Below are 23,024 nucleotides of genomic sequence, written 5' to 3'. Positions count from 1 at the left end.
CGGCTGGCCATTTCAGCGCTACCGCTTACTCTTCCAGCTTCGGCTGGGGAGCGTCATCGGGCAGCTTTACATGCACCTGAATGATACGACGACTATCTGCCATTGCTACCTTGAATTGGTAACCATCAATGTCGATAGATTCGCCGCGGGCCGGCAGATGGCCGAAGGCCTGCATCACCAGCCCGCCAATGGTATCCACTTCTTCATCGCTAAAGTGCGTGTCGAAGGCCTCGTTGAAGTCTTCGATGGAGGCCAGGGCGCGCACCGTCCAGGTGTGGCGGCTCAGCTGGCGGAAATCGATATCTTCTTCTTCGTCGTACTCGTCTTCAATTTCCCCGACGATGAGCTCAAGGATATCCTCGATGGTCACCAGACCAGAGACGCCGCCGAATTCGTCAATAACGATCGCCATATGATAGCGCTGTGAGCGAAACTCTTTCAGCATGCGGTCGACCCGCTTGCTTTCCGGGACGACAACCGCCGGCCGTAACACTTTTTCCATGCTGAAGGCTTCGGCGTCGCTGCGCATAAACGGCAGCAGATCCTTGGCCATCAGAATCCCTTCGATGTGATCTTTATCTTCACTGATGACCGGGAAACGCGAGTGGGCGGATTCGATGATGACATCCAGGCACTCGTCCAGCGTCTGGTTGCGTTTCAGGGTTATCATTTGTGAACGGGGGATCATAATGTCGCGGACCCGCTGGTCGGCGATATCCATTACCCCTTCGAGCATGTCACGCGTATCTTCATCGATAAGGTCGTTTTGCCCGGAATCACGGATCAGCGCCAGCAGTTCATCGCGGTTTTTCGGTTCCCCGTGAAAAAGCTGGCTGAGTAACAGGGAGAAAAATCCCTTTTTGCTGTTTACTGTGTCACTACTGTGTGAATTGTCGTCGCTCATGGCGTCGTTTGGGTTCTCATGTTGATTTAACTGTCGCTCGTCGCGCGTAAACTCAGCGCCAGACGGCATGGGTTGCCTGACTTTCTGGCAGGTAAAACGCAGAAACAGCGGCCGGATGAGGCGCAAGCACCGCCATCCGGCTGGGCGCTATTCCGCAATCTTCTCGGAAATGTACGGGTCCTCATAGCCCAGAGCAAGCATTATCTCTGTTTCAAGGCCTTCCATCTCTTCCGCTTCGTCGTCTTCGATATGATCGTAGCCCAGCAGATGCAGGCTACCGTGCACCACCATATGCGCCCAGTGCGCCTCCAGCGGCTTACCTTGCTCGCTGGCTTCTTGCTCTACCACCTGACGGCAGATGATCAGATCGCCGAGCAGCGGCATTTCAATTCCCGGCGGCGCTTCAAACGGGAAGGAGAGGACGTTGGTCGGCTTATCCTTGCCGCGATAGGTCAGGTTCAGCTCATGGCTTTCTGCAACGTCGACCAGACGAATCGTTAACTCTGACTCCTCCTGAAACGGCGGAATGACGGCGTCGACCCAGCGTTGGAAAAGGGCTTCGTCCGGCAGGCCGCTGGTCTCTTCGCAGGCCAGCTGTAAATCGAGGATCACCTGACTCATTTTTGCTCCTGTTCCTGGGCTTCGCGTTTGCGCTCGGCGGCCAGCTCTGCTTTACGTTTCTGGTCTGCGGCTTCCCATGCCTCATAGGCGTTCACGATGCGGGCGACCACCGGATGGCGCACCACGTCTTCGCTATGGAAGAAGTTAAAGCTGATCTCATCGACTTCCGCCAGTACTTCGATGGCATGGCGCAGACCGGATTTGGTGCTGCGTGGCAGGTCAATCTGCGTGATGTCGCCGGTGATCACCGCCTTGGAGTTAAAGCCGATGCGGGTCAGGAACATCTTCATCTGTTCGATGGTGGTGTTCTGGCTTTCATCAAGAATGATAAAGGCGTCATTCAGCGTCCGTCCGCGCATATAGGCCAGCGGGGCCACTTCGATGACGTTACGCTCAATCAGCTTCTCCACTTTCTCAAAGCCGAACATCTCAAACAGCGCGTCATACAGCGGGCGCAGATACGGGTCGACCTTCTGGCTCAGATCGCCGGGCAGGAAGCCGAGCTTTTCGCCTGCCTCGACGGCCGGACGGGTCAGCAGAATACGGCGGATCTCCTGGCGCTCCAGCGCATCGACCGCCGCCGCCACCGCCAGATAGGTTTTACCCGTACCCGCCGGACCCACGCCGAAAGTGATGTCGTGATCGAGGATATTGGCGATGTACTGCGCCTGGTTCGGCGTACGCGGTTTGATTACCCCGCGCTTGGTCTTGATATTGACGGCTTTACCGTACTCAGGCACGCTTTCGGCGCTCTGCTCCAGTACGCGCGCTTCCTTGATCGCCAGGTGGATCTGCTCTGGTTCAATATCCTGAATCTGACCGCGCATTGGCGCTGTGTCGACATACAGGCTGCGCAGAATATCGGCGGCAGCGTGCACGCACAGGGCGCGACCGGTCAGCTTAAAGTGATTGTCACGGCGGTTGATCTCAATGCCTAACCGACGCTCCAGCTGTTTAATGTTGTCGTCAAACGGGCCGCACAGGGCTAACAGGCGTGCGTTATCCGCTGGCTCCAGGGTAATCTCACGAGTGTCTATGTTCAAACTATTCCTCTTTACGCAGGTGGCCGGACGCGGCGCGTGGCCGGCTAATCAGGAAATTATTTACGTCACAGGAAAATGGCGCAAGCATTGCTGTAGATATAGGGACGGAGAGAGGAATTACAAGGCCTGCCGGAACCGACAGGCCTGAAGGGATCATGGCTGGTAAATTCCCACGCCAAGATCGTTCTCTTTACGGGTGCGGGCAATCACTGATTCGGGTGATTCAGCGATACGCAGACCCATCTCCGCTTCGGTGCGCACGATTTTACCGCGCAGCGAGTTGGTATATACATCGACGATTTCGACATCGACAAACTTACCGACGAGGTCCGGGGTACCTTCGAAGTTGACCACCCGGTTATTCTCCGTACGTCCGGAGAGCTCCATGATGTTCTTACGCGAGGTGCCTTCCACCAGGATGCGCTGTACCGTGCCGAGCATGCGACGGCTCCAGGCCATCGCCTGCTGGTTAATGCGTTCCTGCAGGATATACAGACGCTGTTTTTTGTCCGCCTCCGGCACGTCGTCGACCATATCGGCCGCCGGGGTGCCCGGGCGAGCGGAGAAGATAAAGCTGTAGCTCATATCGAAATTGACGTCGGCGATAAGCTTCATGGTCTTTTCGAAATCTTCCGTGGTTTCGCCCGGGAAGCCGACGATAAAGTCGGAGCTTATCTGAATATCCGGGCGCGCTTCACGCAGCTTGCGAATAATCGCTTTATACTCCAGCGCGGTATGGGTGCGTCCCATCAGGTTCAGCACACGGTCGGAGCCACTCTGCACCGGCAGGTGCAGGAAGCTCACCAGCTCCGGCGTATCGCGATAAACGTCGATGATATCGTCGGTAAATTCGATCGGGTGGCTGGTGGTGAAGCGAATGCGGTCGATGCCGTCGATGGCGGCGACCAGGCGCAGCAGGTCGGCAAAGCTGCCGGTGGTGCCGTCGTAATTCTCACCGCGCCAGGCGTTAACGTTCTGCCCCAGCAGATTGACCTCACGCACACCCTGCGCCGCCAGCTGGGCGATTTCAAACAGGATATCGTCGCACGGACGGCTAACTTCTTCTCCGCGGGTATACGGCACCACGCAGTAGGTGCAGTATTTATTGCAACCTTCCATAATCGAGACAAAGGCGGTCGGCCCTTCGGCGCGCGGCTCTGGCAGGCGATCGAATTTTTCAATTTCCGGGAAGCTGATATCAACTACCGGACTGCGGTTGCCGCGCACGGAGTTAATCATCTCCGGCAGGCGGTGCAGGGTTTGCGGCCCGAAAATAATATCGACATAGTGCGCGCGCTGGCGAATATGGTCGCCTTCCTGGGAAGCCACGCAGCCGCCGACGCCAATAATCAGGTCCGGGTTCTTCTCTTTCAGCAGCTTCCAGCGGCCAAGCTGATGGAAAACTTTTTCCTGGGCCTTCTCACGAATTGAGCAGGTATTGAGCAACAGCACATCTGCTTCTTCCGCCACTTCGGTCAGTTGATACCCATGTGTCGCATCCAGCAGATCGGCCATCTTTGATGAATCATACTCGTTCATCTGACAGCCCCAGGTTTTAATATGGAGTTTTTTTGTCATTGACTTGCTCATGCTCAGTAATAGATATCCAAAACGCGGGGATATATACAGGGTGAATTTCGCATTCCAGGGCGCGTATTGTAATGCTTTGGTCGCCCCCTGACCAGTGCGAGCGTTATCGCCGCAAGAGGGCGAAAAATCCGGTAAACTTAACGGATTCTGCTTTAAGGATAATAGCCATGACAATTCACGTAACAGATGTCGCCATCGTGGGCGGCGGCATGGTCGGCGGCGCCCTGGCGTTAGGGCTGGCGCAACAGGGATTTACCGTGACGGTGCTTGAGAAAGCGGCGCCACCGGCGTTCGATCCGGCATCCGCCCCGGATGTGCGGATCTCGGCGATCAGCGCGGCTTCGGTCGGCCTGCTGAAGAGTCTCGGCGTCTGGGATGCCATACGGGCGATGCGCGTCCACGCGTATCGCCGTCTGGAGACCTGGGAGTGGGAGAGCGCGCACGTCGCCTTCGACGCCGCGGAGCTCAAGCTGCCGGAGCTGGGCTATATGGTCGAGAACAAGGTTCTGCAATGGGGCCTGTGGCAAGCGCTGGCGGCGCATGAGGCGGTTACCCTGTGCGTCGGTAGCGAACTGAAAACGATGCAGCGCGGCGAGACGCAGACGGCGTTGCATTTGCGCGAGGGGGAGACGATCCACGCCCGGCTGGTTATCGGCGCCGACGGCGCTAACTCCCAGGTGCGGGAGATGGCCGGCATCGGCGTGCACGCCTGGCAATATCAGCAGTCCTGTATGCTGATCAGCGTCGAATGCGCCGACGATCCCGGCGACAGCACCTGGCAGCAGTTTACTCCCAGCGGCCCACGCGCCTTCCTGCCGCTGTTCGACCACTGGGCTTCGCTGGTCTGGTACGACGCCCCGGCGCGGATCCGTCAGCTGCAGAGCATGACCATGGCGCAGCTCCAGCAGGAGATCGCCAGTCACTTTCCGGCGCGGCTGGGACGGGTGACGCCGCAGGCGGCCGGCGCCTTCCCGCTCACCCGGCGTCATGCGCTGCAGTATGTTCAGCCCGGCCTGGCGCTGGTGGGCGATGCGGCGCACACCATTCATCCACTGGCGGGGCAGGGGGTTAACCTTGGCTATCGTGATGTCGATGCCCTGCTGGAGATTCTGGCGGAAGCGCGCGGCCGCGGCGAAGACTGGGCCAGCCTGCCGGTGCTGAAGCGCTACCAGGCGCGGCGGCGAGCGGATAATTTTATCATGCAGTCGGGGATGGATCTGTTTTATGCCGGTTTCAGCAATGACCTGGCGCCGGTGCGGATGCTGCGTAATATTGGCCTGATGGCGGCTGAACGCGCCGGGGTGCTGAAGCGTCAGGCGCTGAAGTATGCCTTAGGCTTGTAAAACCGGCTTCCCGGGCAGGGGCGTAGCGGAGAGCGCCTGCCCGGCAGTCAGTACGGAGTAAGCATGTCAGGACGCCAATAGCAAAAAAGCCCACCGAAGTGAGCTTTTTTGCATTGAAGTGGCTGGGGTACGAGGATTCGAACCTCGGAATGCCGGAATCAGAATCCGGTGCCTTACCGCTTGGCGATACCCCAATTGTCTGTTGCGCTTGACCGTAACTATGCCGGTTGAGGGCAACAGTGCGTTCACTGCTGAACGACTTTTAAATTTGGCTGGGGTACGAGGATTCGAACCTCGGAATGCCGGAATCAGAATCCGGTGCCTTACCGCTTGGCGATACCCCAACAAATTGTTTGCGGATTTATCGATGCGTATCGATACGTCCAGAATTTGGTGGCTACGACGGGATTCGAACCTGTGACCCCATCATTATGAGTGATGTGCTCTAACCAGCTGAGCTACGTAGCCTAATTGTCTTACTGCTTCTTCGATGGCTGGGGTACCTGGATTCGAACCAGGGAATGCCGGTATCAAAAACCGGTGCCTTACCGCTTGGCGATACCCCAATACCGTCGCGGTGAACCGCAAATATCGAAGAAATATGGCTGGGGTACCTGGATTCGAACCAGGGAATGCCGGTATCAAAAACCGGTGCCTTACCGCTTGGCGATACCCCATCCGTACAACGCTAACTGGTGAATGGTGCGGGAGGCGAGACTTGAACTCGCACACCTTGCGGCGCCAGAACCTAAATCTGGTGCGTCTACCAATTTCGCCACTCCCGCAAAAAAGATGGTGGCTACGACGGGATTCGAACCTGTGACCCCATCATTATGAGTGATGTGCTCTAACCAGCTGAGCTACGTAGCCATCTTTTTTTCGCGTAACCTTATCGGCGTTGCGGGGCGCATTATGCGTATTGGGCCTGCGAGCGTCAACCTCTTTTTCAAGGAAAATCGTTGTAATGTGACTGTTTGGTTAGGTTGCGAACAGCTCGCTGGAATATTCGGCAATTATTGGTTATTTATCGTTTTTCAGCGGTATAAATCCGGCAAAAAGAAAACGGACCCCGGAGGGTCCGTTTTGCGTTTCACCGCCCGTCTGGGCTTATTTGTAGGCCGACTGGTGGACACCGACCGCGCGGCCTGATGGATCGTTCATGGTTTTGAACGCTTCATCCCACTCAATGGCTTTCGCTGAAGAGCAGGCCACCGACGGACCGCCAGGGACGCACTCCGCCGCGCTCGGCAACGGGAACAGCTCTTCGAAGATCTCGCGGTACAGATAGCCTTCTTTGGAGGTCGGCGTGTTGTACGGGAAGCGGAAGCTTGCGGTTTCCAGTTGCTGGTCGCTGATCTGTTTGGCGGCCACTTCTTTCAGGGTATCGATCCAGCTGTAGCCGACGCCGTCAGAGAACTGCTCCTTCTGGCGCCAGGCGACGCTGGCCGGCAGGTAGGATTCAAAGCATTCGCGCAGAATGTGTTTTTCCATTTTGCCGTTGCCGCACATCTTATCCTGCGGGTTAATGCGCATCGCGACGTCGAGGAACTTCTTGTCGAGGAACGGCACGCGGGCCTCCACGCCCCAGGCGGACATCGCTTTGTTGGCGCGGGCGCAGTCAAACATATGCAGCGCCTGCAGCTTACGCACCGTCTCTTCGTGCAGTTCTTTGGCGTTCGGCGCCTTATGGAAGTAGAGGTAGCCGCCGAACACTTCGTCCGAACCTTCGCCGGAAAGCACCATTTTGATGCCCATGGCTTTAATTTTCCGCGACATCAGGTACATCGGCGTCGAGGCGCGAATAGTGGTCACATCGTAGGTTTCGATGTGATAGATAACGTCGCGGATGGCATCCAGCCCTTCCTGGACGGTAAAGTGAATTTCGTGGTGCACGGTGCCGAGGTGGTTGGCCACCTCCTGCGCCGCTTTCAGGTCAGGAGAGCCTTCCAGACCGACCGCGAAAGAGTGCAGCTGCGGCCACCAGGCTTCGCTACGCTCCTGATCTTCGACGCGACGGGCGGCGAATTTCTTGGTGATAGCCGAGATGACCGATGAATCAAGACCGCCGGAGAGCAGCACGCCGTAAGGCACGTCGGACATCAGGTGGCTTTTCACCGACTCTTCCAGCGCCTGGCGCAGCTCGTTCTTATCGGTAACGTTGTCTTTCACCGCGTCGTAATCAAACCAGTCGCGCTGATAGTACTGGCGAATTTCGCCGTCTTTGCTCCACAGGTAGCTGCCCGCCGGGAACTCTTTAATGGTGCGGCATACCGGCACCAGCGCTTTCATTTCGGAGGCGACATAGAAGTTGCCGTGTTCGTCATGGCCCATATACAGCGGGATAATGCCGATATGGTCGCGGCCAATTAAGTACGCGTCTTTTTCGCTGTCGTACAGGGCGAAGGCGAACATTCCCTGCAGATCGTCGAGGAACTCCGGGCCTTTTTCCTGATACAGCGCGAGGATCACTTCGCAGTCGGAACCGGTCTGGAACTGGTAGCGATCGCCATACTCCGCGCGCAGCGCCTGGTGGTTGTAGATCTCGCCGTTAACGGCCAGCGCATGGGTTTTTTCGGCGTTGTACAGCGGCTGGGCCCCGGCGTTGACGTCGACAATCGACAGGCGCTCGTGCGCCAGAATCGCTTTGTCGCTGGCATATACGCCAGACCAGTCCGGACCGCGGTGGCGCATCAGGCGGGAAAGCTCCAGCGCCTTTTTACGCAGCTCGCCTGCGTCAGTTTTAATATCCAGTACGCCAAAAATAGAACACATAGCCTTCTCCATTACCCTGTCGTGTTTGATGTTGTGCTGGCTTCGTCTCGTGGCGAAGCCTGAGTGCGTGCTTAAGAAAATGCCGTAAAGGGGGAGCAGGCGCAAGGGTTTTGCGGCCGGAAAAAGAAAAAACGCAACCGTGATTGTTGAACAGTGAAAAAAGAGTATCTTTTGAACGGCTTTATTGAGGAATTCGTATTTATAGGCCGTTTTTATTAGATGGGGTAATTCTGATGGCCGCTAGAAATGAAAAACCACGTCCTGCGACGTGGTTGGCATCAGAAAATATCGATTTCCGCGACGGAAGGGTAAATCCACGACGGGCGGAACGGCATGCTGTCGATATCGTCGAGGGTGGAGACGCCGGAGAGCACCAGAATAGTCTCCAGCCCCGCCTGGAAACCGGCCAGTATATCGGTGCGCAGGTTATCGCCGACAATCACCGTCTGCTCGGAGTGAGCCTGCATTTTATTCAGCGCTGAACGGATGATCCACGGGCTGGGTTTGCCGACGTAAAACGGCTTACGGCCGGAGATCTTCTCGATCCCGGCGCACAGCGCGCCGCAGGCAGGGTAGAAGCCGCGACCGTGCGTATCCGGGTTAGTGGCAATGAAGCGGGCGCCGTTGGCGACGAAGAAGGCGGCCTTATGCATCATTTCCCAGTTAAAGGAGCGAGTTTCTCCGACGATGACAAAATCCGGGTTCACATCGGTAATGGTAAAGCCGGCTTTGTACAGCTCGTGGATCAGCGCCCCTTCTCCCACCACGTAGGCTTTTTTGCCTTCCTGGCGACGCAGAAAATCGGCGGTGGCCATCGCTGAGGTGTAAAAGGCGCTATCCGGAACATCAATTCCAGCGGTGGCGAAACGGTTCGCCAGATCCTGGCCGGTTTGCGACGGGTAGTTGGTCAGCATTACCAGCGGCATGCCTTTATCGAGGATGCGCTTGATAAACTCGGCTGCGCCGGGAACGGCGACGTTATCGTGCATCAGTACGCCGTCAATATCACAAATTATGTTTTGAATGGTCATGGTGGGTCCAGAATCATTAACAAAGACGAAACTATACGCGTCATCGATGAGGTTTCACACCTCTGACAGGCGAGGCCCGCCCGTATCAAGGTGACGCGCTATCAGAAAAGGGGCGATTAGCTCTCAAGCAAACGCTGCAGCAGCGTGCCATTAAGCATGGCGCGTTTGACCAGCGCGAAGGCGCCGATTGCAGAGCGGTGATCGAGGGTGGAGCGCACCACCGGCAGGTTCTTACGAAACGCCTTAAGCGCCTGGGCGTTAATGCAGCCTTCGATGGCCGGAAGAAGGACCTTTTCAGCTTCCACTATTTCGCCGGCGACGACGATTTTTTGTGGGTTGAACAGGTTAATGGCGATGGCGATCGTTTTCCCGAGGTGGCGCCCCACGTACTCAATCACCTCGCAGGCCAGGGCATCGCCCTTGTTGGCCGCTTTGCAGATAGTTTTGATCGTGCAGTCATCCGGCGTCAGACGGCTCTGGTAGCCCTGCTCCAGCAGGTGGCGAACCCGCTGTTCAATGGCGGCATTGGCCGCGACGGTCTCCAGACAGCCGAAGTTGCCGCAGTGGCAGCGTTCGCCCAGCGGGTCGACCTGAATATGGCCAATTTCGCCAACGTTGCCGTTGCGGCCGATAAAAATGCGCCCGTTGGAGATAATCCCCGCCCCGGTACCGCGGTGCACGCGCACCAGAATGGAGTCTTCGCAATCCTGGCTTGCGCCAAAATAGTGCTCGGCCAGCGCCAGGCTGCGGATATCGTGGCCAACAAAGCAGGTAACGTTGAAGCGTTTCTCCAGCGCCCCGACCAGGCCCCAGTTTTCCACCGCAATATGCGGCATATAGCGGATCACGCCGCTTTCCGGGTCGACGAGGCCCGGCAGGATCACTGAGATAGCGATCAGCTCGCGAATTTTGCGCTGACAGTTTTCGATAAAGGTGGCGATGATATTCAGCAGGGCGTGTTCCAGCGTTTCCTGGGTGCGCTCGGGCAGCGGGAAGTGCTCCTCTTCCAGGGTCTTGCTGCTTAAATCATACAGGGTCAGAGTGGCGTCATAGCGGCCAAGCCGCACGCCGATGGCGTTGAAGTTGCGAGTTTCTGCGATGATAGAGATAGCGCGGCGGCCACCGGTGGAGGCCTGCTGATCGACTTCTTTGATCAGGCCGCGCTCAATAAGCTGACGCGTGATTTTGGTCACGCTGGCAGGGGCAAGCTGGCTTTGTTCGGCTATCTGAATGCGCGAGATGGGCCCATGCTGGTCAATCAGGCGGTACACGGCCGCGCTGTTCAGTTGTTTTACGAGGTCAACGTTACCAATTTGAGCTTGTCCGCCTGCTGTCATACTTTTACTTACTCAGTGACGACCTCGTTACCATTAACGATGGTCTTGGTGATTTTATAATCGCGTGTAAAGGCGGTCAGGTTAGCGACCATGCCCGGCGCAATGCTGCCGAGCTGCTTGTCCACGCCGATAGCGCGCGCAGGATAGAGCGTCGCCATGCGCAATACTTCGTCCAGTGCCACGCCGCAATGCTCAACCAGATTACGCACCCCTTCAATCATGGTCAGGGAAGATCCGCTGAGGGTGCCGTTTTCATCTACGCACAGCCCATTGCGGTAGTATATTGTTTTCCCGGCAAAAATGAACTGGTCAATATTCGCCCCCGCCGGCGCGGTGGCGTCGGTGACCAGGCACAGCTTGTCGCCTTTCAGGCGCTTGGCGTTGCGCACGTTGGCGTAATCGACGTGCATCCCGTCGACGATGATACCGCAGTAGACATCCGGCTCGTCAAAAATCGCCCCGGCAAGACCCGGTTCGCGGCCGGTAATGTACGGCATCGCATTATACAGGTGGGTGGCGAAGGTAATGCCCGCACGGAAGCCGACTTTCGCCTCTTTCAGCGTAGCGTTGGAGTGGCCCGCGGAGACAACGATCCCGGCGGCGACCAGTTTGCGGATCACTTCTGGCTCAACGCGCTCAGGGGCGAGGGTCACTTTGGTGATCACATCGGCGTTGTCGCACAGGAAATCGACCAGCGCCGCGTCCGGTTTACGCACGTAGTCCGGATTGTGGGTGCCTTTCTTAACGATATTCAGCCACGGCCCTTCGAGATGCAGGCCCAGCGCCTGGTTCGGATGTTTTTGCAGATATTCGCGCATCACGCGCACGCCTTGCTTCATCAGATCGTCGCTGGAGGTAATCAGCGTCGGCAGGAAGCTGGTGCAGCCTGAGCGTTCGTTGGCCTTCTGCATGATCTCCAGCGTTTCGACAGTGACCGCCTCTGGGCTGTCGTTAAACTGCACGCCGCCGCAGCCGTTGAGCTGGACGTCGATAAAACCGGGGGCGATTATTGCGCCGTTGACTGAGCGCTGCTCGATGTCAGACGGCAAATCTGCCAGCGGACAAAGACGTTCGATAAAGCCATTAGCGATAACAACCGCATGGTCATCGAGAATTTCATGACCGGTATAAACCCGGCCCTGGGTTAATGCATACATTACGACCCCCGGTATATACGCCTCATCAGGTCAGCGTTCGTTCGTTTGCCGCCGGCATGATGGTGCGTACAAAGAAAAAGATGATCCCGCGCCAGGGCGCGGGAAGGACTACATTACAGACCTTTAATATTTTCAGCTTCTAATTCGTTGAAATATTTTAGCGTCTTCACTTTCAGCTCCATGGTGGACGGTTCGTCGCAGACGATCACCGCCTTCGGATGCAGTTGCAGACAGGTAATGGTCCACATGTGGTTGACGTTACCTTCTACCGCCGCCTGCAGCGCCAGCGCTTTCTGATGACCCAGCACCAGAATCATCACTTCTTCTGCGTCCAGCAGGGTGCCCACGCCGACGGTCAGCGCATATTTCGGCACCAGATCCACATCGCCGTCGAAGAAGCGGGAGTTCGCTACGCGGGTTTCATGGGTCAGGGTCTTAATACGGGTGCGGGACGCCAGAGAAGAGGCCGGTTCGTTAAACGCGATATGACCATCGTTGCCCACGCCGCCCATGAACAGGTGGATTTTACCGTAGGAACGAATTTTTTCTTCATAGCGACGGCATTCCGCATCGATGTCCGGCGCGTTACCATTCAGCAGGTTGATATTTTCTGCCGGAATATCAACGTGGTCAAAGAAATTACGGTGCATAAAGCTATGATAGCTTTCCGGATGCTCTTTCGGCAGGCCAACGTATTCATCCATGTTAAAGGTGACGACGTGCTTGAAGCTAACCTGGCCTGCTTTATGCATTTCAACCAGCGCCTTGTAGGCGGTCAGCGGGGTACCACCGGTTGGCAGACCCAGGACGAACGGACGGTCCGCGGTTGGTTTAAATGCATTAATGCGGTTAACGATATGGCGGGCAGCCCATTTACCGACCTGCTCAGCGGTTACCAGGGGAATCAGTCTCATTCTTCACCTCTATAGTCAAAGTAGATTCTGGCGGATTGGCGCCAGCACTCTAAGGAGAGTATTGCAGCAACTGCGCCGACCGGGGTCAATCCGTGTTGATTTTTTGAATGATAAAATAAGTTTTCGTTGTTAGCCAGTGCAAGGGAGGAGGGAATACGATATTTGGTGATAATTATCACAAAAAACACCCGTTTAATTTGCGATACGAATTAATTTTTCACACACTTTGCCGGTAAGTGATAAAACCGACCTTGTTACACAATAAAAAAGTGGCTTTGAAATGAGCCTCATCGGGGTCTCATAGGGGGAATAAGATGAATATTTTAGGTTTCTTTCAGCGACTGGGTAGGGCGTTGCAGCTCCCTATCGCAGTGCTGCCGGTCGCGGCATTGCTGCTGCGTTTCGGGCAACCAGACCTGTTGAATGTACCCTTCATCGCGCAAGCGGGTGGGGCGATCTTCGATAATCTGGCGCTGATCTTCGCAATTGGTGTGGCATCAAGCTGGTCCAAGGATAACGCCGGTTCTGCGGCGCTGGCCGGTGCGGTAGGGTATTTCGTGATGACCAAAGCGATGGTCACCATCAACCCGGAAATCAATATGGGCGTGCTGGCCGGTATCATTACCGGTCTGGTGGCAGGGGCGGTATACAACCGCTGGGCCGGCATCAAGCTGCCGGACTTCCTGAGCTTCTTCGGCGGCAAACGCTTCGTGCCGATCGCCACCGGCTTCTTCTGTCTGATCCTCGCGGCGATCTTCGGCTACGTCTGGCCGCCGGTGCAGCACGCTATCCACTCTGGCGGCGAATGGATCGTCTCCGCAGGGGCGCTGGGTTCCGGTATCTTTGGTTTCATCAACCGTCTGCTGATCCCAACCGGTCTGCATCAGGTGCTGAACACTATCGCCTGGTTCCAGATTGGTGAGTTCACTAACGCCGCTGGCGCTGTGTTCCACGGCGACATCAACCGCTTCTACGCCGGCGACGGCACCGCGGGGATGTTCATGTCCGGCTTCTTCCCAATCATGATGTTTGGTCTGCCGGGTGCGGCGCTGGCGATGTATCTGGCGGCGCCGAAAGCGCGTCGTCCGATGGTAGGCGGTATGCTGCTGTCCGTGGCCATCACCGCGTTCCTGACCGGGGTAACCGAGCCGCTGGAATTCCTGTTCATGTTCCTGGCTCCGCTGCTGTACCTCCTGCATGCGGTGCTGACCGGTATCAGCCTGTTCATCGCAACGGCGCTCGGGATCCATGCGGGCTTCTCCTTCTCCGCAGGTGCAATTGACTACGTGCTGATGTACAGCCTGCCGGCCGCCAGCAAAAACGTCTGGATGCTGCTGGTGATGGGCGTGGTGTTCTTCTTCGTCTACTTCCTGCTGTTCAGCGCGGTGATCCGCATGTTCAACCTGAAAACGCCGGGTCGTGAAGACAAAGCCGCTGACGTGGTAACGGAAGAAGCCAACAGCAACACTGAAGAGGGGCTGACCCAGCTGGCGACCAGCTATATCGCCGCGGTGGGCGGAACGGACAACCTGAAAGCCATTGACGCCTGTATCACCCGTCTGCGTCTGACCGTGGGCGATTCGGCGAAGGTGAACGACGCCGCCTGTAAACGTCTCGGCGCGTCCGGGGTGGTGAAACTGAATAAGCAAACCATTCAGGTTATCGTCGGTGCGAAAGCAGAGTCTATCGGCGATGAGATGAAAAAAGTGGTTACCCGCGGCCCGGTAGCGGCAGCGGCAGCCGCACCGGCTGGCAACGTCGCCACCGCAGCGCCCGCGGCTAAACCGCAGGCGGTAGCGAACGCGAAGACCGTTGAGTCGCTGGTTTCGCCGATTACCGGTGACGTGGTGGCCCTCGAGCAGGTGCCGGACGAAGCCTTCGCCAGCAAAGCCGTTGGCGACGGGATCGCGGTGAAACCGACCAGCAACATCGTGGTGGCCCCGGCCGCCGGTACCGTGGTGAAAATTTTCAACACTAACCACGCGTTCTGCCTCGAAACCAACAACGGTGCGGAAATCGTCGTTCACATGGGTATCGACACCGTGGCGCTGGAAGGCAAGGGCTTCAAACGTCTGGTTGAAGAGGGCACGGACGTGAAGGCGGGTGAGCCGATTCTGGAAATGGATCTGGACTTCCTCAACGCCAACGCGCGCTCAATGATCAGTCCGGTCGTCTGCAGCAACAGCGATGACTACAGCGCGCTGGTGATACTGGCGAGCGGTAAGGTCGTTGCTGGCCAGACGCCGCTGTATGAGATTAAAGGCAAGTAAGGCTCCTGAGTCGAGTTTTTGCCTCAGCGGCGAAGGGAAACCTTCGCCGCTTTTTTTTCCAGCAATCGGCCCCATAATCCTCTTCTGATACCTATTTTACGTAACTAATAGTTGTCACTACGCCCTGCTTGTAAGATCATGTGCCGTTATACGTTGTTTACGCTTTGAGGAACCCGTGATGAGTGAGGCAGAAGCCCGCCCGACTAACTTTATCCGTCAGATTATTGATGAAGATCTGGCTACCGGTAAACATACCACCGTTCACACTCGCTTCCCGCCGGAGCCGAACGGTTATCTGCACATTGGCCATGCAAAATCCATCTGCCTGAACTTCGGCATCGCCCAGGATTATCAGGGCCAATGCAACCTGCGTTTCGATGACACCAACCCGGTGAAAGAAGATATCGAATACGTTGAGTCGATTAAAAACGACGTGCAGTGGTTAGGTTTCCACTGGTCCGGGGACGTATGCTACTCGTCTGATTATTTCGATCAGCTGCATCAGTATGCGGTTGAGCTGATCAACAAAGGTCTGGCCTATGTTGATGAACTCTCTCCTGATGAAATTCGCGAATACCGCGGCACCCTGAAAGCGCCGGGTAAAAACAGCCCGTATCGCGACCGCAGCGTGGAAGAGAACCTGGCGCTGTTTGAAAAAATGCGTAGCGGCGGCTTCGAAGAGGGCAAAGCCTGCCTGCGCGCGAAGATCGATATGGCGTCGCCGTTTATCGTGATGCGCGATCCGGTGCTGTACCGCATTAAGTTCGCTGAGCATCATCAGACTGGCAACAAGTGGTGCATCTACCCGATGTACGACTTCACCCACTGCATCAGCGATGCGCTGGAAGGCATTACCCACTCGCTGTGTACCCTGGAGTTCCAGGACAACCGCCGCCTGTACGATTGGGTGCTGGACAACATCAGCATCCCGGTGCATCCGCGTCAGTACGAATTCTCGCGCCTGAATCTCGAATACACCGTGATGTCCAAGCGTAAGCTGAACCAGCTCGTGACTGAGAAGCACGTGGAAGGCTGGGACGACCCGCGTATGCCGACCATCTCCGGTCTGCGTCGTCGCGGCTACACCGCCGAATCCATCCGTGAGTTCTGCAAGCGCATCGGCGTGACCAAGCAGGACAATACCATCGAGATGGCGTCGCTGGAGTCCTGCATTCGTGAAGATCTGAACGAAAACGCCCCGCGCGCGATGGCGGTGATCGATCCGGTGAAACTGGTTATCGAGAACTATCCGCAGGGCGAAAGCGAAATGGTGGTGATGCCGAACCATCCGAACAAGCCGGAAATGGGCAGTCGTGAAGTGCCGTTCAGCGCCGAAATCTGGATCGATCGCGCGGACTTCCGCGAAGAAGCCAACAAACAGTACAAGCGTCTGGTGCTGGGTAAAGAAGTGCGTCTGCGCAACGCCTACGTCATCAAAGCGGAACGCGTGGAGAAAGATGCCGAAGGCAATATTACCACCATCTTCTGCACCTACGATGCCGACACCCTGAGCAAAGACCCGGCCGACGGCCGCAAGGTCAAAGGCGTGATCCATTGGGTAAGCGCGGCGCATGCGCTGCCGGTAGAGATCCGTCTCTACGATCGTCTGTTCAGCGTGCCAAACCCGGGCGCGGCGGACGATTTCCTCGCGGTAATCAACCCGGAATCGCTGGTGATCAAACAGGGGTACGCGGAGCCGAGCCTGGCGCAGGCCGAAGCCGGTAAAGCTTACCAGTTTGAGCGTGAAGGCTATTTCTGCCTCGACAGCCGCTATGCAACCGCAACCAATCTGGTGTTCAACCGCACCGTCGGGCTGCGTGATACCTGGGCGAAAGCGGGCGAATAACATTTCTTTTCTGTCAAAGCGTCGCTCCCAGCGGCGCTTTTTTTGTTTCAGAATCAGCTAATTAAACTTTTCATTTTCGCGATGCGAATTAATTCTGTTTCTGCGCGGTAATAAATAGCGCTTCTGATGTTTCCTGTCACATACAAAAAACCAATGTAATCGCTTTCAATGATTGCGTTTTTCCCTGATTTTGCAATGACTTCCATAACAAAATCATCAGAGATAAGACTGTAACAAAACGACATAAAATATGTGCGCTTTGTCATAATCTTAAGCTTTGCCTCACGAAAAACATTGATAATTCGCGTCACGAAAAATAGTCTATCTATAGTGGTTTCGCGGTCTTTTTTACCGCCCCACATTTTGCAGTTTTATTTATTTTTTAGCGATTGACCGCTGGTCTTCGCCTTTTAAAACGTCAAAGAGGATATGCACATGCGTACGTTTAGTGGCAAACGTAGTACGCTGGCGCTGGCTATTGCCGCCGTCACCGCGATGTCGGGCTGGGTTGTGGCTCCACAGGCCAGCGCAGCAGGCTTTATCGATGATTCAACCTTAACCGGCGGTATCTATTACTGGCAGCGTGAGCGTGACCGTAAAGATGTGACCGACGGCGACAAATACAAAACCAACCTTTCCCACTCCACCTGGAACGCCAACCTGGACTTCCAGTCCGGCTATGCCGCCGATATGTTTGGCCTTGATATTGCCGCGTTTACCGCGATTGAAATGGCGGAGAACGGTGATAGCGGTCACCCGAACGAAATTGCCTTCTCGTCACGTAACAAAGCCTATGACGAAGACTATTCCGGCGATAAGAGCGGCATCAGCCTGTATAAAGCCGCAGCGAAATTCAAATATGGTCCGGCGTGGGCACGTGCGGGCTATATCCAGCCAACCGGCCAGACTCTGCTGGCCCCGCACTGGAGTTTTATGCCAGGTACCTATCAGGGGGCGGAGGCCGGGGCTAACTTCGACTATGGCACGGCGGGCGCGTTAAGTTTCTCCTATATGTGGACGAACGAGTATAAAGCGCCATGGCATATCGAGATGGACGATTTCTATCAGAACGATAAGAAGACCAAAGTCGATTATCTCCACTCCGTCGGCGCTAAATATGATTTCAAAAATGACCTGGTGCTGGAGGCGGCATTTGGTCAGGCTCAGGGCTATATCGATCAGTACTTTGCTAAAGCCAGCTACAAGTTTGATGTCGCCGGCGCGCCGCTGAGCACCAGCTACCAGTTCTACGGCACCCGCGATAAGGTCAGCAACGGCGGGGTCAACGACATCTATGATGGCACCGCATGGCTGCAGGCGTTAACCTTTGGTTATAAGGTGGCGGATGTCCTGGATCTGCGTCTCGAGGGAACCTGGGTGAAGGCTGATGGCCAGCAGGGCTACTTCCTGCAGCGTATGACCCCGACCTACGCCTCTTCCAATGGTCGTCTCGATATCTGGTGGGATAACCGCTCCGACTTTAACGCCAACGGCGAAAAAGCGGTCTTCTTTGGCGCGATGTATGACATGAAAAACTGGGATATGCCGGGCTGGGCGTTCGGCGCGTCTTATGTCTACGCCTGGGATGCGAAGCCGGGCCGAATGTCCTCTCCGGATGCGTACTATGACCCTGACTATCGCCTGAAAGAGTCGGCCTATAGCCTGGATGCAATGTATACCGTACAGGAAGGGCGGGCGAAGGGCACCCTGTTCAAACTGCACTTTACCCAATACGACAACCATTCCGATATTCCGAGCTGGAGCGGCGGCTACGGCAACATCTTCCAGGATGAGCGCGACGTGAAGTTCATGGTTATCGCCCCGTTCACTATTTTCTGATGCCTGCGCGGCGGGCGTGAGCCTGCCGCACCTCTGGGAGAACGACAATGAAAAAAATGCTGCTTATTGCCATGATGGCAGCGGGCCTGGTGGCCTGCACCACGTCGCCGGCGCCGAAAGAAGACACCAAACTGAAAGATGCCTATAGCGCCTGTATTAATACGGCGGAAGGGAATCCGGACAAGATTGAAGCCTGCCAGAGCGTACTGAATGTGCTGAAAAAGGATAAACAGCACCAGCAGTTCGCCAACCAGGAGAGCGTTCGCGTCCTGGATTACCAACAGTGTATTCAGGCCACCCGCACCGGCAACGATCAGGCGGTGAAAGCGCGCTGCGATCAGATCTGGAAAGAGATCCGCAGCAATAATACGACCCATTAAATCAGACGACAGCGGCAAACGGGCGGGGCATATCTCCGCCCGTTTGTTTTTTTTGCGCTGACTCTCCGCCGGCTGATAGCCGCGGCTCAGCCGCACGAACAACAGGACGGTGGCGACGAACCCGCATAGCGCGGCGCACATTAGCCACCAGCCCGGCGCGCTTTTATCGCCGGTGAGCTCGACCAGGGCTGTGGAAATAGCTCGCGTCAGTCCGCCGAAGATCGTGGTGGCAAGGCTGAAGGCCAGCGAAAAGCCCACGGTGCGGACGTGTACCGGCATCACTTCGGTAAGCGCCGCGACCATCGCGCCGTTATACATGTCAAAGAAGAACGAGAACCATACCAGGACCAGCGTCATACGGGTGAAATCGGGCGCGACGGTGAGCCAGTGCATCACCGGCCAGGTGGTGAGCAGCGCCAGCACGGTAATGCCCATCAGCACCGGACGACGACCGATCCGGTCAGAGATCGCCCCGCTGGCGAAGTTCCATATCAACTCTCCGGACAAAGCGGGGACGAGGAAAGTCACCCCAGGGGCGTGTGCGGGAAGGGCGCCAGAGGCGCCCATAAAAAAGCCAACCGGCAGGTTGGCTTTTCAGTCTCAGCGAAACGGGGAATTATTTTTCCACCGCGTCGTGGGCGTGTTCGTCCTCGCGGCAATCCCCTTCCGCACAGTGACCGTACAGATACAGACTGTGGTTGGTCAGGCGGATGCCGTGGCGGGAGGCAATTTCACGCTGGCGTAATTCGATCGAGTCGTCGCTGAATTCGATCACTTTGCCGCAGTCGAGGCAGATCAGGTGATCGTGGTGATGCTGCTGGGTCAGTTCGAAAACGGATTTTCCGCCTTCGAAATTATGACGAGTCACGATGCCGGCGTCATCAAACTGGTTGAGGACGCGGTAAACGGTCGCCAGACCGATCTCTTCGCCCATGTCGATCAGGCGTTTATATAAGTCTTCCGCACTGACATGATGGTTATCCGGTTCCTGCAGCACTTCAAGGATTTTTAGTCGAGGAAGTGTGACTTTCAGGCCAGCCTTCTTTAATGCGGTATTGTTGTCAGTCATGCGGAATCTGTCCTGTTGCTAAACGATCTACTTCCTTCAACGGAAGTCATACAGAAATTAACCCGACGTAATGCGTCTCATTATAGAACTGCCACTGGTAAATGAAAACTGCAAGCATCAGGCCTGGTTTGCTGTCAAAAACGAGGCACCAGCTACAAACTGCGTCACGTGCCTCGTAGAATCAGAGGACATTGTACAGATATGTGATTAAAAGTTAAAAACTTGTAGCTATTAGTTTGATTGCTTTTGTCTATTAATGCGGCGCAACTCAATGATTGCGCCGCTTAATCATCAGGCGTTTTTGATTTCTTCGAGGTGCAGCTCTTCGGCAACCTGCTTCACCCATTTCTCAACGCGCTCGTTGGTCAGCTCCGGCTGGCGGTCTTCATCGATGGCGAGGCCGACGAAGTGGTCGTCATCCGCCAGGCCTTTGGAAGCCTCAAAATGATACCCCGCCGTTGGCCAGTGACCGACGATGGTCGCGCCGCGCGGCTCAATGATGTCGCGGATGGTGCCCAGCGCGTCGCAGAAGTATTCTGCGTAATCTTCCTGGTCGCCGCAGCCGAACAGCGCCACCAGTTTGCCATTGAAGTCGATCTCTTCCAGCGTCGGGAAGAAGTCATCCCAGTCACACTGCGCTTCACCGTAGTACCAGGTCGGGATACCGAGCAGCAGGATGTCGTGGGCTTCCAGGTCTTCTTTGCTGCTTTTGGCAATGTCGTGAACATCAGCAACATCTTTACCAAGCTGCTTTTGAATCATTTTTGCAATATTTTCGGTGTTGCCGGTGTCGCTGCCAAAAAAGATGCCGATGATTGCCATGAGTAAAATAACCTCTTGAAACTTAAATGATGTGGTAGGGACGCAATGCCCATAGATAACGGCAATCATAGCAGAACAGGCAAGGGCGCGGAAACAGCAATCACGCCCGACTGCACACTCTGCTACATGAATGCGGGTTTTTCGCGGAAAGTTAGACTTTTCCCTGGCTGCGCAGGGCGGTTAACTGGGTCATCAGCATCTCTTCAATGAGATCGCTGCGGCTCATATTACGCGCTTCCGCCAGCTCGTTGAGCGCATCGACCGCATCGGCGTTGAGTTTTAACTCCACGCGCTTCAGCCCGCGAACCTTATCGCGTTTCAGCTGGTTACGTTTGTTGATGCGCAGTTGTTCATCGCGCGACAGCGGATTGGTTTTCGGTCTTCCCGGGCGACGCTCGTTTGCGAACAAATCTAATGTCGTACGGTCCGTTTGTTCTTTTGCCATGATTCTGAGTGACTTCGGGGAAACAAGCTGCCGGGCTCTAGCCGGCGCAGATAGCGCGCCATCATACATCAGGCGAACGGCTGCGCCAACGACCGTGGGCATTCTGCGGCGCGGTCGGGCATATTTTAGCCAATCAGGCGGCGATGCTCGTCAGATAGCGGCGGATGGCGCGTAACACCGCCTCGGGTTTCTCAGCATGGACCCAGTGTCCGGCGCCGGCGATGACGTGGGCCCGGGCCTGCGGGAACTGGGCCAGCAGCGCGTCGCGGTAGGCGTCGGTCACATAGGGCGAGTTGCCGCCGGGAATAAACTGCGTCGGGTGCGGCCAGGCCGGGATGGTTTCCCAGCCGACGATATGCGGATACTGGTCCCACAGCACCGGCACGTTGAAGCGCCAGTCGCCGTCGACGAATGATTTCAGCAGGAACTGAATCACGCCTTCTTCCTGCAGGTGCTCGCGCATCACCTGCGCCGCCTGCTGGCGGGTGCTGGCGGCGGATTCGCTGACGGCGCGGATAGCGGCGAAGATCTCATCATGGCGGCGAACGTGATAATCCACCGGCGCGATATCGATCGCCACCAGACCGCTGATGCGTTCAGGCGCCAGGGCGGTAAGCGCCATTACCGCTTTCCCGCCCATCGAATGGCCGATAAAGGTGGCGCGCTCGATCTGGTGCGCGTCGAGCGTATCAAGCAGATCCTGCGCCATGGCGGGGTAGGTCATCTCTGGCGACCGCGGCGACAAACCGTGGTTGCGCATATCGACCTGCACAATATCATGGTCGGCGATCAGGTCGCGGGCGAGGATGCCCAGGTTGTCCAGGCTGCCAAACAGACCGTGGACCAGCACGATCGGGGAGTGGTTGTGCGGATTCTGTGCAGATTGCGCTCGGCTATTTAATTTCATGGCAAAGTTCTTTTTTTCGCTCCGTCGGGTTAGGGTATTATGTTGGACATTCTGCCATCCGGCTGCAAGACCCAGAAGTTTTCTGAGTTTTACCGCCATCCTGGTTTGACGCTATCCGCGGTTGGGATTTGTACTTATAATCCCAACGATTTGTATTCAGAAAAGATATCGCACTGGATTAAGATGAAAACAATTGAAGTTGATGATGAACTCTATCGCTATATTGCCAGCCACACTCTGCATATCGGCGAGAGCGCATCCGACATTTTACGGCGTATGCTAAAATTTTCCGCCGTTTCCCAACCGGCTACACCGGTCAGCAAAGCCGCGCCGACGCTGGCGCCAGCGCCTGTCGCTGAGGTGAAACCCGCTAACCCGGTGAAAGATAAAGTCCGCGCCATGCGCGAGATGCTGTTATCTGATGAATACGCCGAGCAGAAGCGCGCGGTGAACCGTTTTATGCTGGTGTTGACGACCCTCTACTCCCTGGACAGTAAAGCATTTGCCGAGGCCACCGAGTCTCTGCACGGCCGCACGCGCGTTTACTTCGCGGAAGATGCGCGTACGCTGCTGAAAAGCGGTAATCAGACCAAACCGAAACAGGTTCCTGGTACACCGTGGTGGGTGATCACCAATACCAATACCGGCCGTAAATGCAGCATGATTGAGCACATCATGCAGTCGATGCAGTTCCCTGCGGAGCTGATTGAAAAGGTTTGCGGCACGATCTAGCT

20 protein-coding genes, 7 tRNA genes and 1 pseudogene are annotated in these 23,024 nt (G+C 56.1%); 6 read left to right on the top strand and 22 right to left on the bottom strand.

Annotation, left to right across the window (positions count from 1 at the left end; translation table 11 throughout):
- Positions 1-25: 25 nt before the first annotated feature.
- The 4 genes from corC to miaB form a co-directional block, all read right to left on the bottom strand.
- A complete protein-coding gene (gene corC / locus KB892_RS18235; RefSeq protein WP_002894719.1) occupies positions 26-904 on the bottom strand; it encodes a CNNM family magnesium/cobalt transport protein CorC in 879 nt (292 codons plus the stop codon).
- A 147-nt stretch (positions 905-1,051) separates the two neighbouring features.
- Positions 1,052-1,525: an rRNA maturation RNase YbeY gene (ybeY, locus tag KB892_RS18230; RefSeq protein ID WP_002894722.1), complete on the bottom strand. Its 474-nt coding sequence runs from the start codon at positions 1,523-1,525 to the stop codon at positions 1,052-1,054.
- Positions 1,522-2,568: a PhoH family protein gene (locus KB892_RS18225; RefSeq protein ID WP_002894727.1), complete on the bottom strand. Its 1,047-nt coding sequence runs from the start codon at positions 2,566-2,568 to the stop codon at positions 1,522-1,524. Before KB892_RS18225 ends, ybeY begins: the two co-directional genes overlap by 4 nt.
- Before the next feature lie 153 nt (positions 2,569-2,721).
- Positions 2,722-4,146: a tRNA (N6-isopentenyl adenosine(37)-C2)-methylthiotransferase MiaB gene (gene miaB / locus KB892_RS18220; RefSeq protein WP_002894730.1), complete on the bottom strand. Its 1,425-nt coding sequence runs from the start codon at positions 4,144-4,146 to the stop codon at positions 2,722-2,724.
- A 179-nt stretch (positions 4,147-4,325) separates the two neighbouring features.
- Between miaB and ubiF the strand changes: the two genes are divergently transcribed.
- On the top strand, positions 4,326-5,501 hold the full coding sequence (gene ubiF / locus KB892_RS18215; RefSeq protein ID WP_002894733.1) for a 3-demethoxyubiquinol 3-hydroxylase: 1,176 nt from the start codon (positions 4,326-4,328) through the stop codon (positions 5,499-5,501).
- A gap of 119 nt (positions 5,502-5,620) precedes the next feature.
- Here ubiF and KB892_RS18210 read toward each other — a convergent pair.
- From KB892_RS18210 to nagB, 12 genes are all read right to left on the bottom strand, one after another.
- Positions 5,621-5,695, bottom strand: a tRNA-Gln gene (locus tag KB892_RS18210).
- Positions 5,696-5,770: 75 nt separating this feature from the next.
- Positions 5,771-5,845: transfer RNA gene (locus KB892_RS18205), tRNA-Gln, on the bottom strand.
- Positions 5,846-5,892: 47 nt separating this feature from the next.
- Positions 5,893-5,969, bottom strand: a tRNA-Met gene (locus KB892_RS18200).
- 23 nt (positions 5,970-5,992) lie between these two features.
- Positions 5,993-6,067 (bottom strand) — tRNA-Gln (locus KB892_RS18195).
- Positions 6,068-6,103: 36 nt separating this feature from the next.
- Positions 6,104-6,178 (bottom strand) — tRNA-Gln (locus tag KB892_RS18190).
- A gap of 23 nt (positions 6,179-6,201) precedes the next feature.
- A tRNA-Leu gene (locus KB892_RS18185) sits at positions 6,202-6,286 on the bottom strand.
- 8 nt (positions 6,287-6,294) lie between these two features.
- A tRNA-Met gene (locus KB892_RS18180) sits at positions 6,295-6,371 on the bottom strand.
- A 237-nt stretch (positions 6,372-6,608) separates the two neighbouring features.
- Complete coding sequence (gene asnB / locus KB892_RS18175; protein WP_002894734.1) at positions 6,609-8,273, bottom strand: asparagine synthase B; 1,665 nt, start codon at positions 8,271-8,273, stop codon at positions 6,609-6,611.
- A gap of 278 nt (positions 8,274-8,551) precedes the next feature.
- The gene (locus KB892_RS18170) at positions 8,552-9,304 is read right to left on the bottom strand and encodes an HAD-IIA family hydrolase (RefSeq protein ID WP_002894738.1); all 753 of its coding nucleotides are present in this window, start codon (positions 9,302-9,304) and stop codon (positions 8,552-8,554) included.
- A 116-nt stretch (positions 9,305-9,420) separates the two neighbouring features.
- Positions 9,421-10,641: a DNA-binding transcriptional regulator NagC gene (nagC, locus tag KB892_RS18165; RefSeq protein ID WP_002894742.1), complete on the bottom strand. Its 1,221-nt coding sequence runs from the start codon at positions 10,639-10,641 to the stop codon at positions 9,421-9,423.
- A gap of 8 nt (positions 10,642-10,649) precedes the next feature.
- A complete protein-coding gene (gene nagA / locus KB892_RS18160) occupies positions 10,650-11,798 on the bottom strand; it encodes an N-acetylglucosamine-6-phosphate deacetylase (RefSeq protein WP_002894747.1) in 1,149 nt (382 codons plus the stop codon).
- 113 nt (positions 11,799-11,911) lie between these two features.
- On the bottom strand, positions 11,912-12,712 hold the full coding sequence (gene nagB, locus KB892_RS18155; protein WP_002894749.1) for a glucosamine-6-phosphate deaminase: 801 nt from the start codon (positions 12,710-12,712) through the stop codon (positions 11,912-11,914).
- Between the two features lie 314 nt (positions 12,713-13,026).
- Between nagB and nagE the strand changes: the two genes are divergently transcribed.
- Both nagE and glnS read left to right on the top strand, forming a co-directional pair.
- Complete coding sequence (gene nagE / locus KB892_RS18150) at positions 13,027-14,982, top strand: PTS N-acetyl glucosamine transporter subunit IIABC (protein WP_004147599.1); 1,956 nt, start codon at positions 13,027-13,029, stop codon at positions 14,980-14,982.
- A 178-nt stretch (positions 14,983-15,160) separates the two neighbouring features.
- Positions 15,161-16,828 (top strand): glutamine--tRNA ligase, encoded by a 1,668-nt coding sequence (gene glnS, locus KB892_RS18145; protein ID WP_002894753.1) that lies wholly within the window; start codon positions 15,161-15,163, stop codon positions 16,826-16,828.
- A 53-nt stretch (positions 16,829-16,881) separates the two neighbouring features.
- Here glnS and KB892_RS31685 read toward each other — a convergent pair whose 3' ends face one another.
- Positions 16,882-17,034 carry a hypothetical protein gene (locus tag KB892_RS31685; protein ID WP_410404544.1) on the bottom strand — a complete coding sequence of 51 codons (153 nt, stop codon included), beginning with the start codon at positions 17,032-17,034 and terminating at the stop codon, positions 16,882-16,884.
- Between the two features lie 229 nt (positions 17,035-17,263).
- Here KB892_RS31685 and chiP point away from each other — a divergent pair, with 229 nt between their 5' ends.
- On the top strand, positions 17,264-18,667 hold the full coding sequence (gene chiP / locus KB892_RS18135; protein ID WP_004152230.1) for a chitoporin ChiP: 1,404 nt from the start codon (positions 17,264-17,266) through the stop codon (positions 18,665-18,667).
- A gap of 47 nt (positions 18,668-18,714) precedes the next feature.
- Positions 18,715-19,047, top strand: coding sequence for a ChiQ/YbfN family lipoprotein (gene chiQ / locus KB892_RS18130; RefSeq protein ID WP_002894759.1), 333 nt, complete (start codon positions 18,715-18,717; stop codon positions 19,045-19,047).
- Between the two features lie 54 nt (positions 19,048-19,101).
- Here the strand turns inward: chiQ and KB892_RS18125 are convergent.
- From KB892_RS18125 to ybfF, 5 genes and pseudogenes are all read right to left on the bottom strand, one after another.
- Positions 19,102-19,572: pseudogene (locus KB892_RS18125) on the bottom strand (MFS transporter); the annotation flags it as partial.
- 91 nt (positions 19,573-19,663) lie between these two features.
- Positions 19,664-20,116, bottom strand: coding sequence for a ferric iron uptake transcriptional regulator (gene fur, locus KB892_RS18120; protein ID WP_002894761.1), 453 nt, complete (start codon positions 20,114-20,116; stop codon positions 19,664-19,666).
- Positions 20,117-20,407: 291 nt separating this feature from the next.
- A complete protein-coding gene (gene fldA / locus KB892_RS18115) occupies positions 20,408-20,938 on the bottom strand; it encodes a flavodoxin FldA (protein ID WP_002894765.1) in 531 nt (176 codons plus the stop codon).
- Positions 20,939-21,089: 151 nt separating this feature from the next.
- Entirely contained in the window at positions 21,090-21,383 is a 294-nt protein-coding gene (gene ybfE, locus KB892_RS18110; RefSeq protein ID WP_002894767.1) for a LexA regulated protein, read from the bottom strand.
- A 133-nt stretch (positions 21,384-21,516) separates the two neighbouring features.
- A complete protein-coding gene (gene ybfF / locus KB892_RS18105) occupies positions 21,517-22,290 on the bottom strand; it encodes an esterase (protein ID WP_004152229.1) in 774 nt (257 codons plus the stop codon).
- Between the two features lie 183 nt (positions 22,291-22,473).
- Between ybfF and seqA the strand changes: the two genes are divergently transcribed.
- Positions 22,474-23,022 carry a replication initiation negative regulator SeqA gene (gene seqA, locus KB892_RS18100; protein WP_002894771.1) on the top strand — a complete coding sequence of 183 codons (549 nt, stop codon included), beginning with the start codon at positions 22,474-22,476 and terminating at the stop codon, positions 23,020-23,022.
- Positions 23,023-23,024 lie beyond the last annotated feature (2 nt).

Origin of the sequence: Klebsiella sp. P1927 (genome assembly GCF_018204675.1) — a bacterium.
Classification (GTDB): Bacteria; Pseudomonadota; Gammaproteobacteria; order Enterobacterales; family Enterobacteriaceae; genus Klebsiella; species Klebsiella pneumoniae.
Note: the sequence above shows the minus strand (reverse complement) of the source record. Positions and strands in the feature narration are given on the sequence as shown.

Coding starts and splice junctions, on each gene's coding strand:
- corC (WP_002894719.1), bottom strand. CDS start 904: ATGAGCGACGACAATTCACACAGTAGTGACACAGTAAACAGCAAAAAG.
- ybeY (WP_002894722.1), bottom strand. CDS start 1,525: ATGAGTCAGGTGATCCTCGATTTACAGCTGGCCTGCGAAGAGACCAGC.
- miaB (WP_002894730.1), bottom strand. CDS start 4,146: ATGACAAAAAAACTCCATATTAAAACCTGGGGCTGTCAGATGAACGAG.
- ubiF (WP_002894733.1), top strand. CDS start 4,326: ATGACAATTCACGTAACAGATGTCGCCATCGTGGGCGGCGGCATGGTC.
- asnB (WP_002894734.1), bottom strand. CDS start 8,273: ATGTGTTCTATTTTTGGCGTACTGGATATTAAAACTGACGCAGGCGAG.
- KB892_RS18170 (WP_002894738.1), bottom strand. CDS start 9,304: ATGACCATTCAAAACATAATTTGTGATATTGACGGCGTACTGATGCAC.
- nagC (WP_002894742.1), bottom strand. CDS start 10,641: ATGACAGCAGGCGGACAAGCTCAAATTGGTAACGTTGACCTCGTAAAA.
- nagA (WP_002894747.1), bottom strand. CDS start 11,798: ATGTATGCATTAACCCAGGGCCGGGTTTATACCGGTCATGAAATTCTC.
- nagB (WP_002894749.1), bottom strand. CDS start 12,712: ATGAGACTGATTCCCCTGGTAACCGCTGAGCAGGTCGGTAAATGGGCT.
- nagE (WP_004147599.1), top strand. CDS start 13,027: ATGAATATTTTAGGTTTCTTTCAGCGACTGGGTAGGGCGTTGCAGCTC.
- glnS (WP_002894753.1), top strand. CDS start 15,161: ATGAGTGAGGCAGAAGCCCGCCCGACTAACTTTATCCGTCAGATTATT.
- KB892_RS31685 (WP_410404544.1), bottom strand. CDS start 17,034: ATGGAAGTCATTGCAAAATCAGGGAAAAACGCAATCATTGAAAGCGAT.
- chiP (WP_004152230.1), top strand. CDS start 17,264: ATGCGTACGTTTAGTGGCAAACGTAGTACGCTGGCGCTGGCTATTGCC.
- chiQ (WP_002894759.1), top strand. CDS start 18,715: ATGAAAAAAATGCTGCTTATTGCCATGATGGCAGCGGGCCTGGTGGCC.
- fur (WP_002894761.1), bottom strand. CDS start 20,116: ATGACTGACAACAATACCGCATTAAAGAAGGCTGGCCTGAAAGTCACA.
- fldA (WP_002894765.1), bottom strand. CDS start 20,938: ATGGCAATCATCGGCATCTTTTTTGGCAGCGACACCGGCAACACCGAA.
- ybfE (WP_002894767.1), bottom strand. CDS start 21,383: ATGGCAAAAGAACAAACGGACCGTACGACATTAGATTTGTTCGCAAAC.
- ybfF (WP_004152229.1), bottom strand. CDS start 22,290: ATGAAATTAAATAGCCGAGCGCAATCTGCACAGAATCCGCACAACCAC.
- seqA (WP_002894771.1), top strand. CDS start 22,474: ATGAAAACAATTGAAGTTGATGATGAACTCTATCGCTATATTGCCAGC.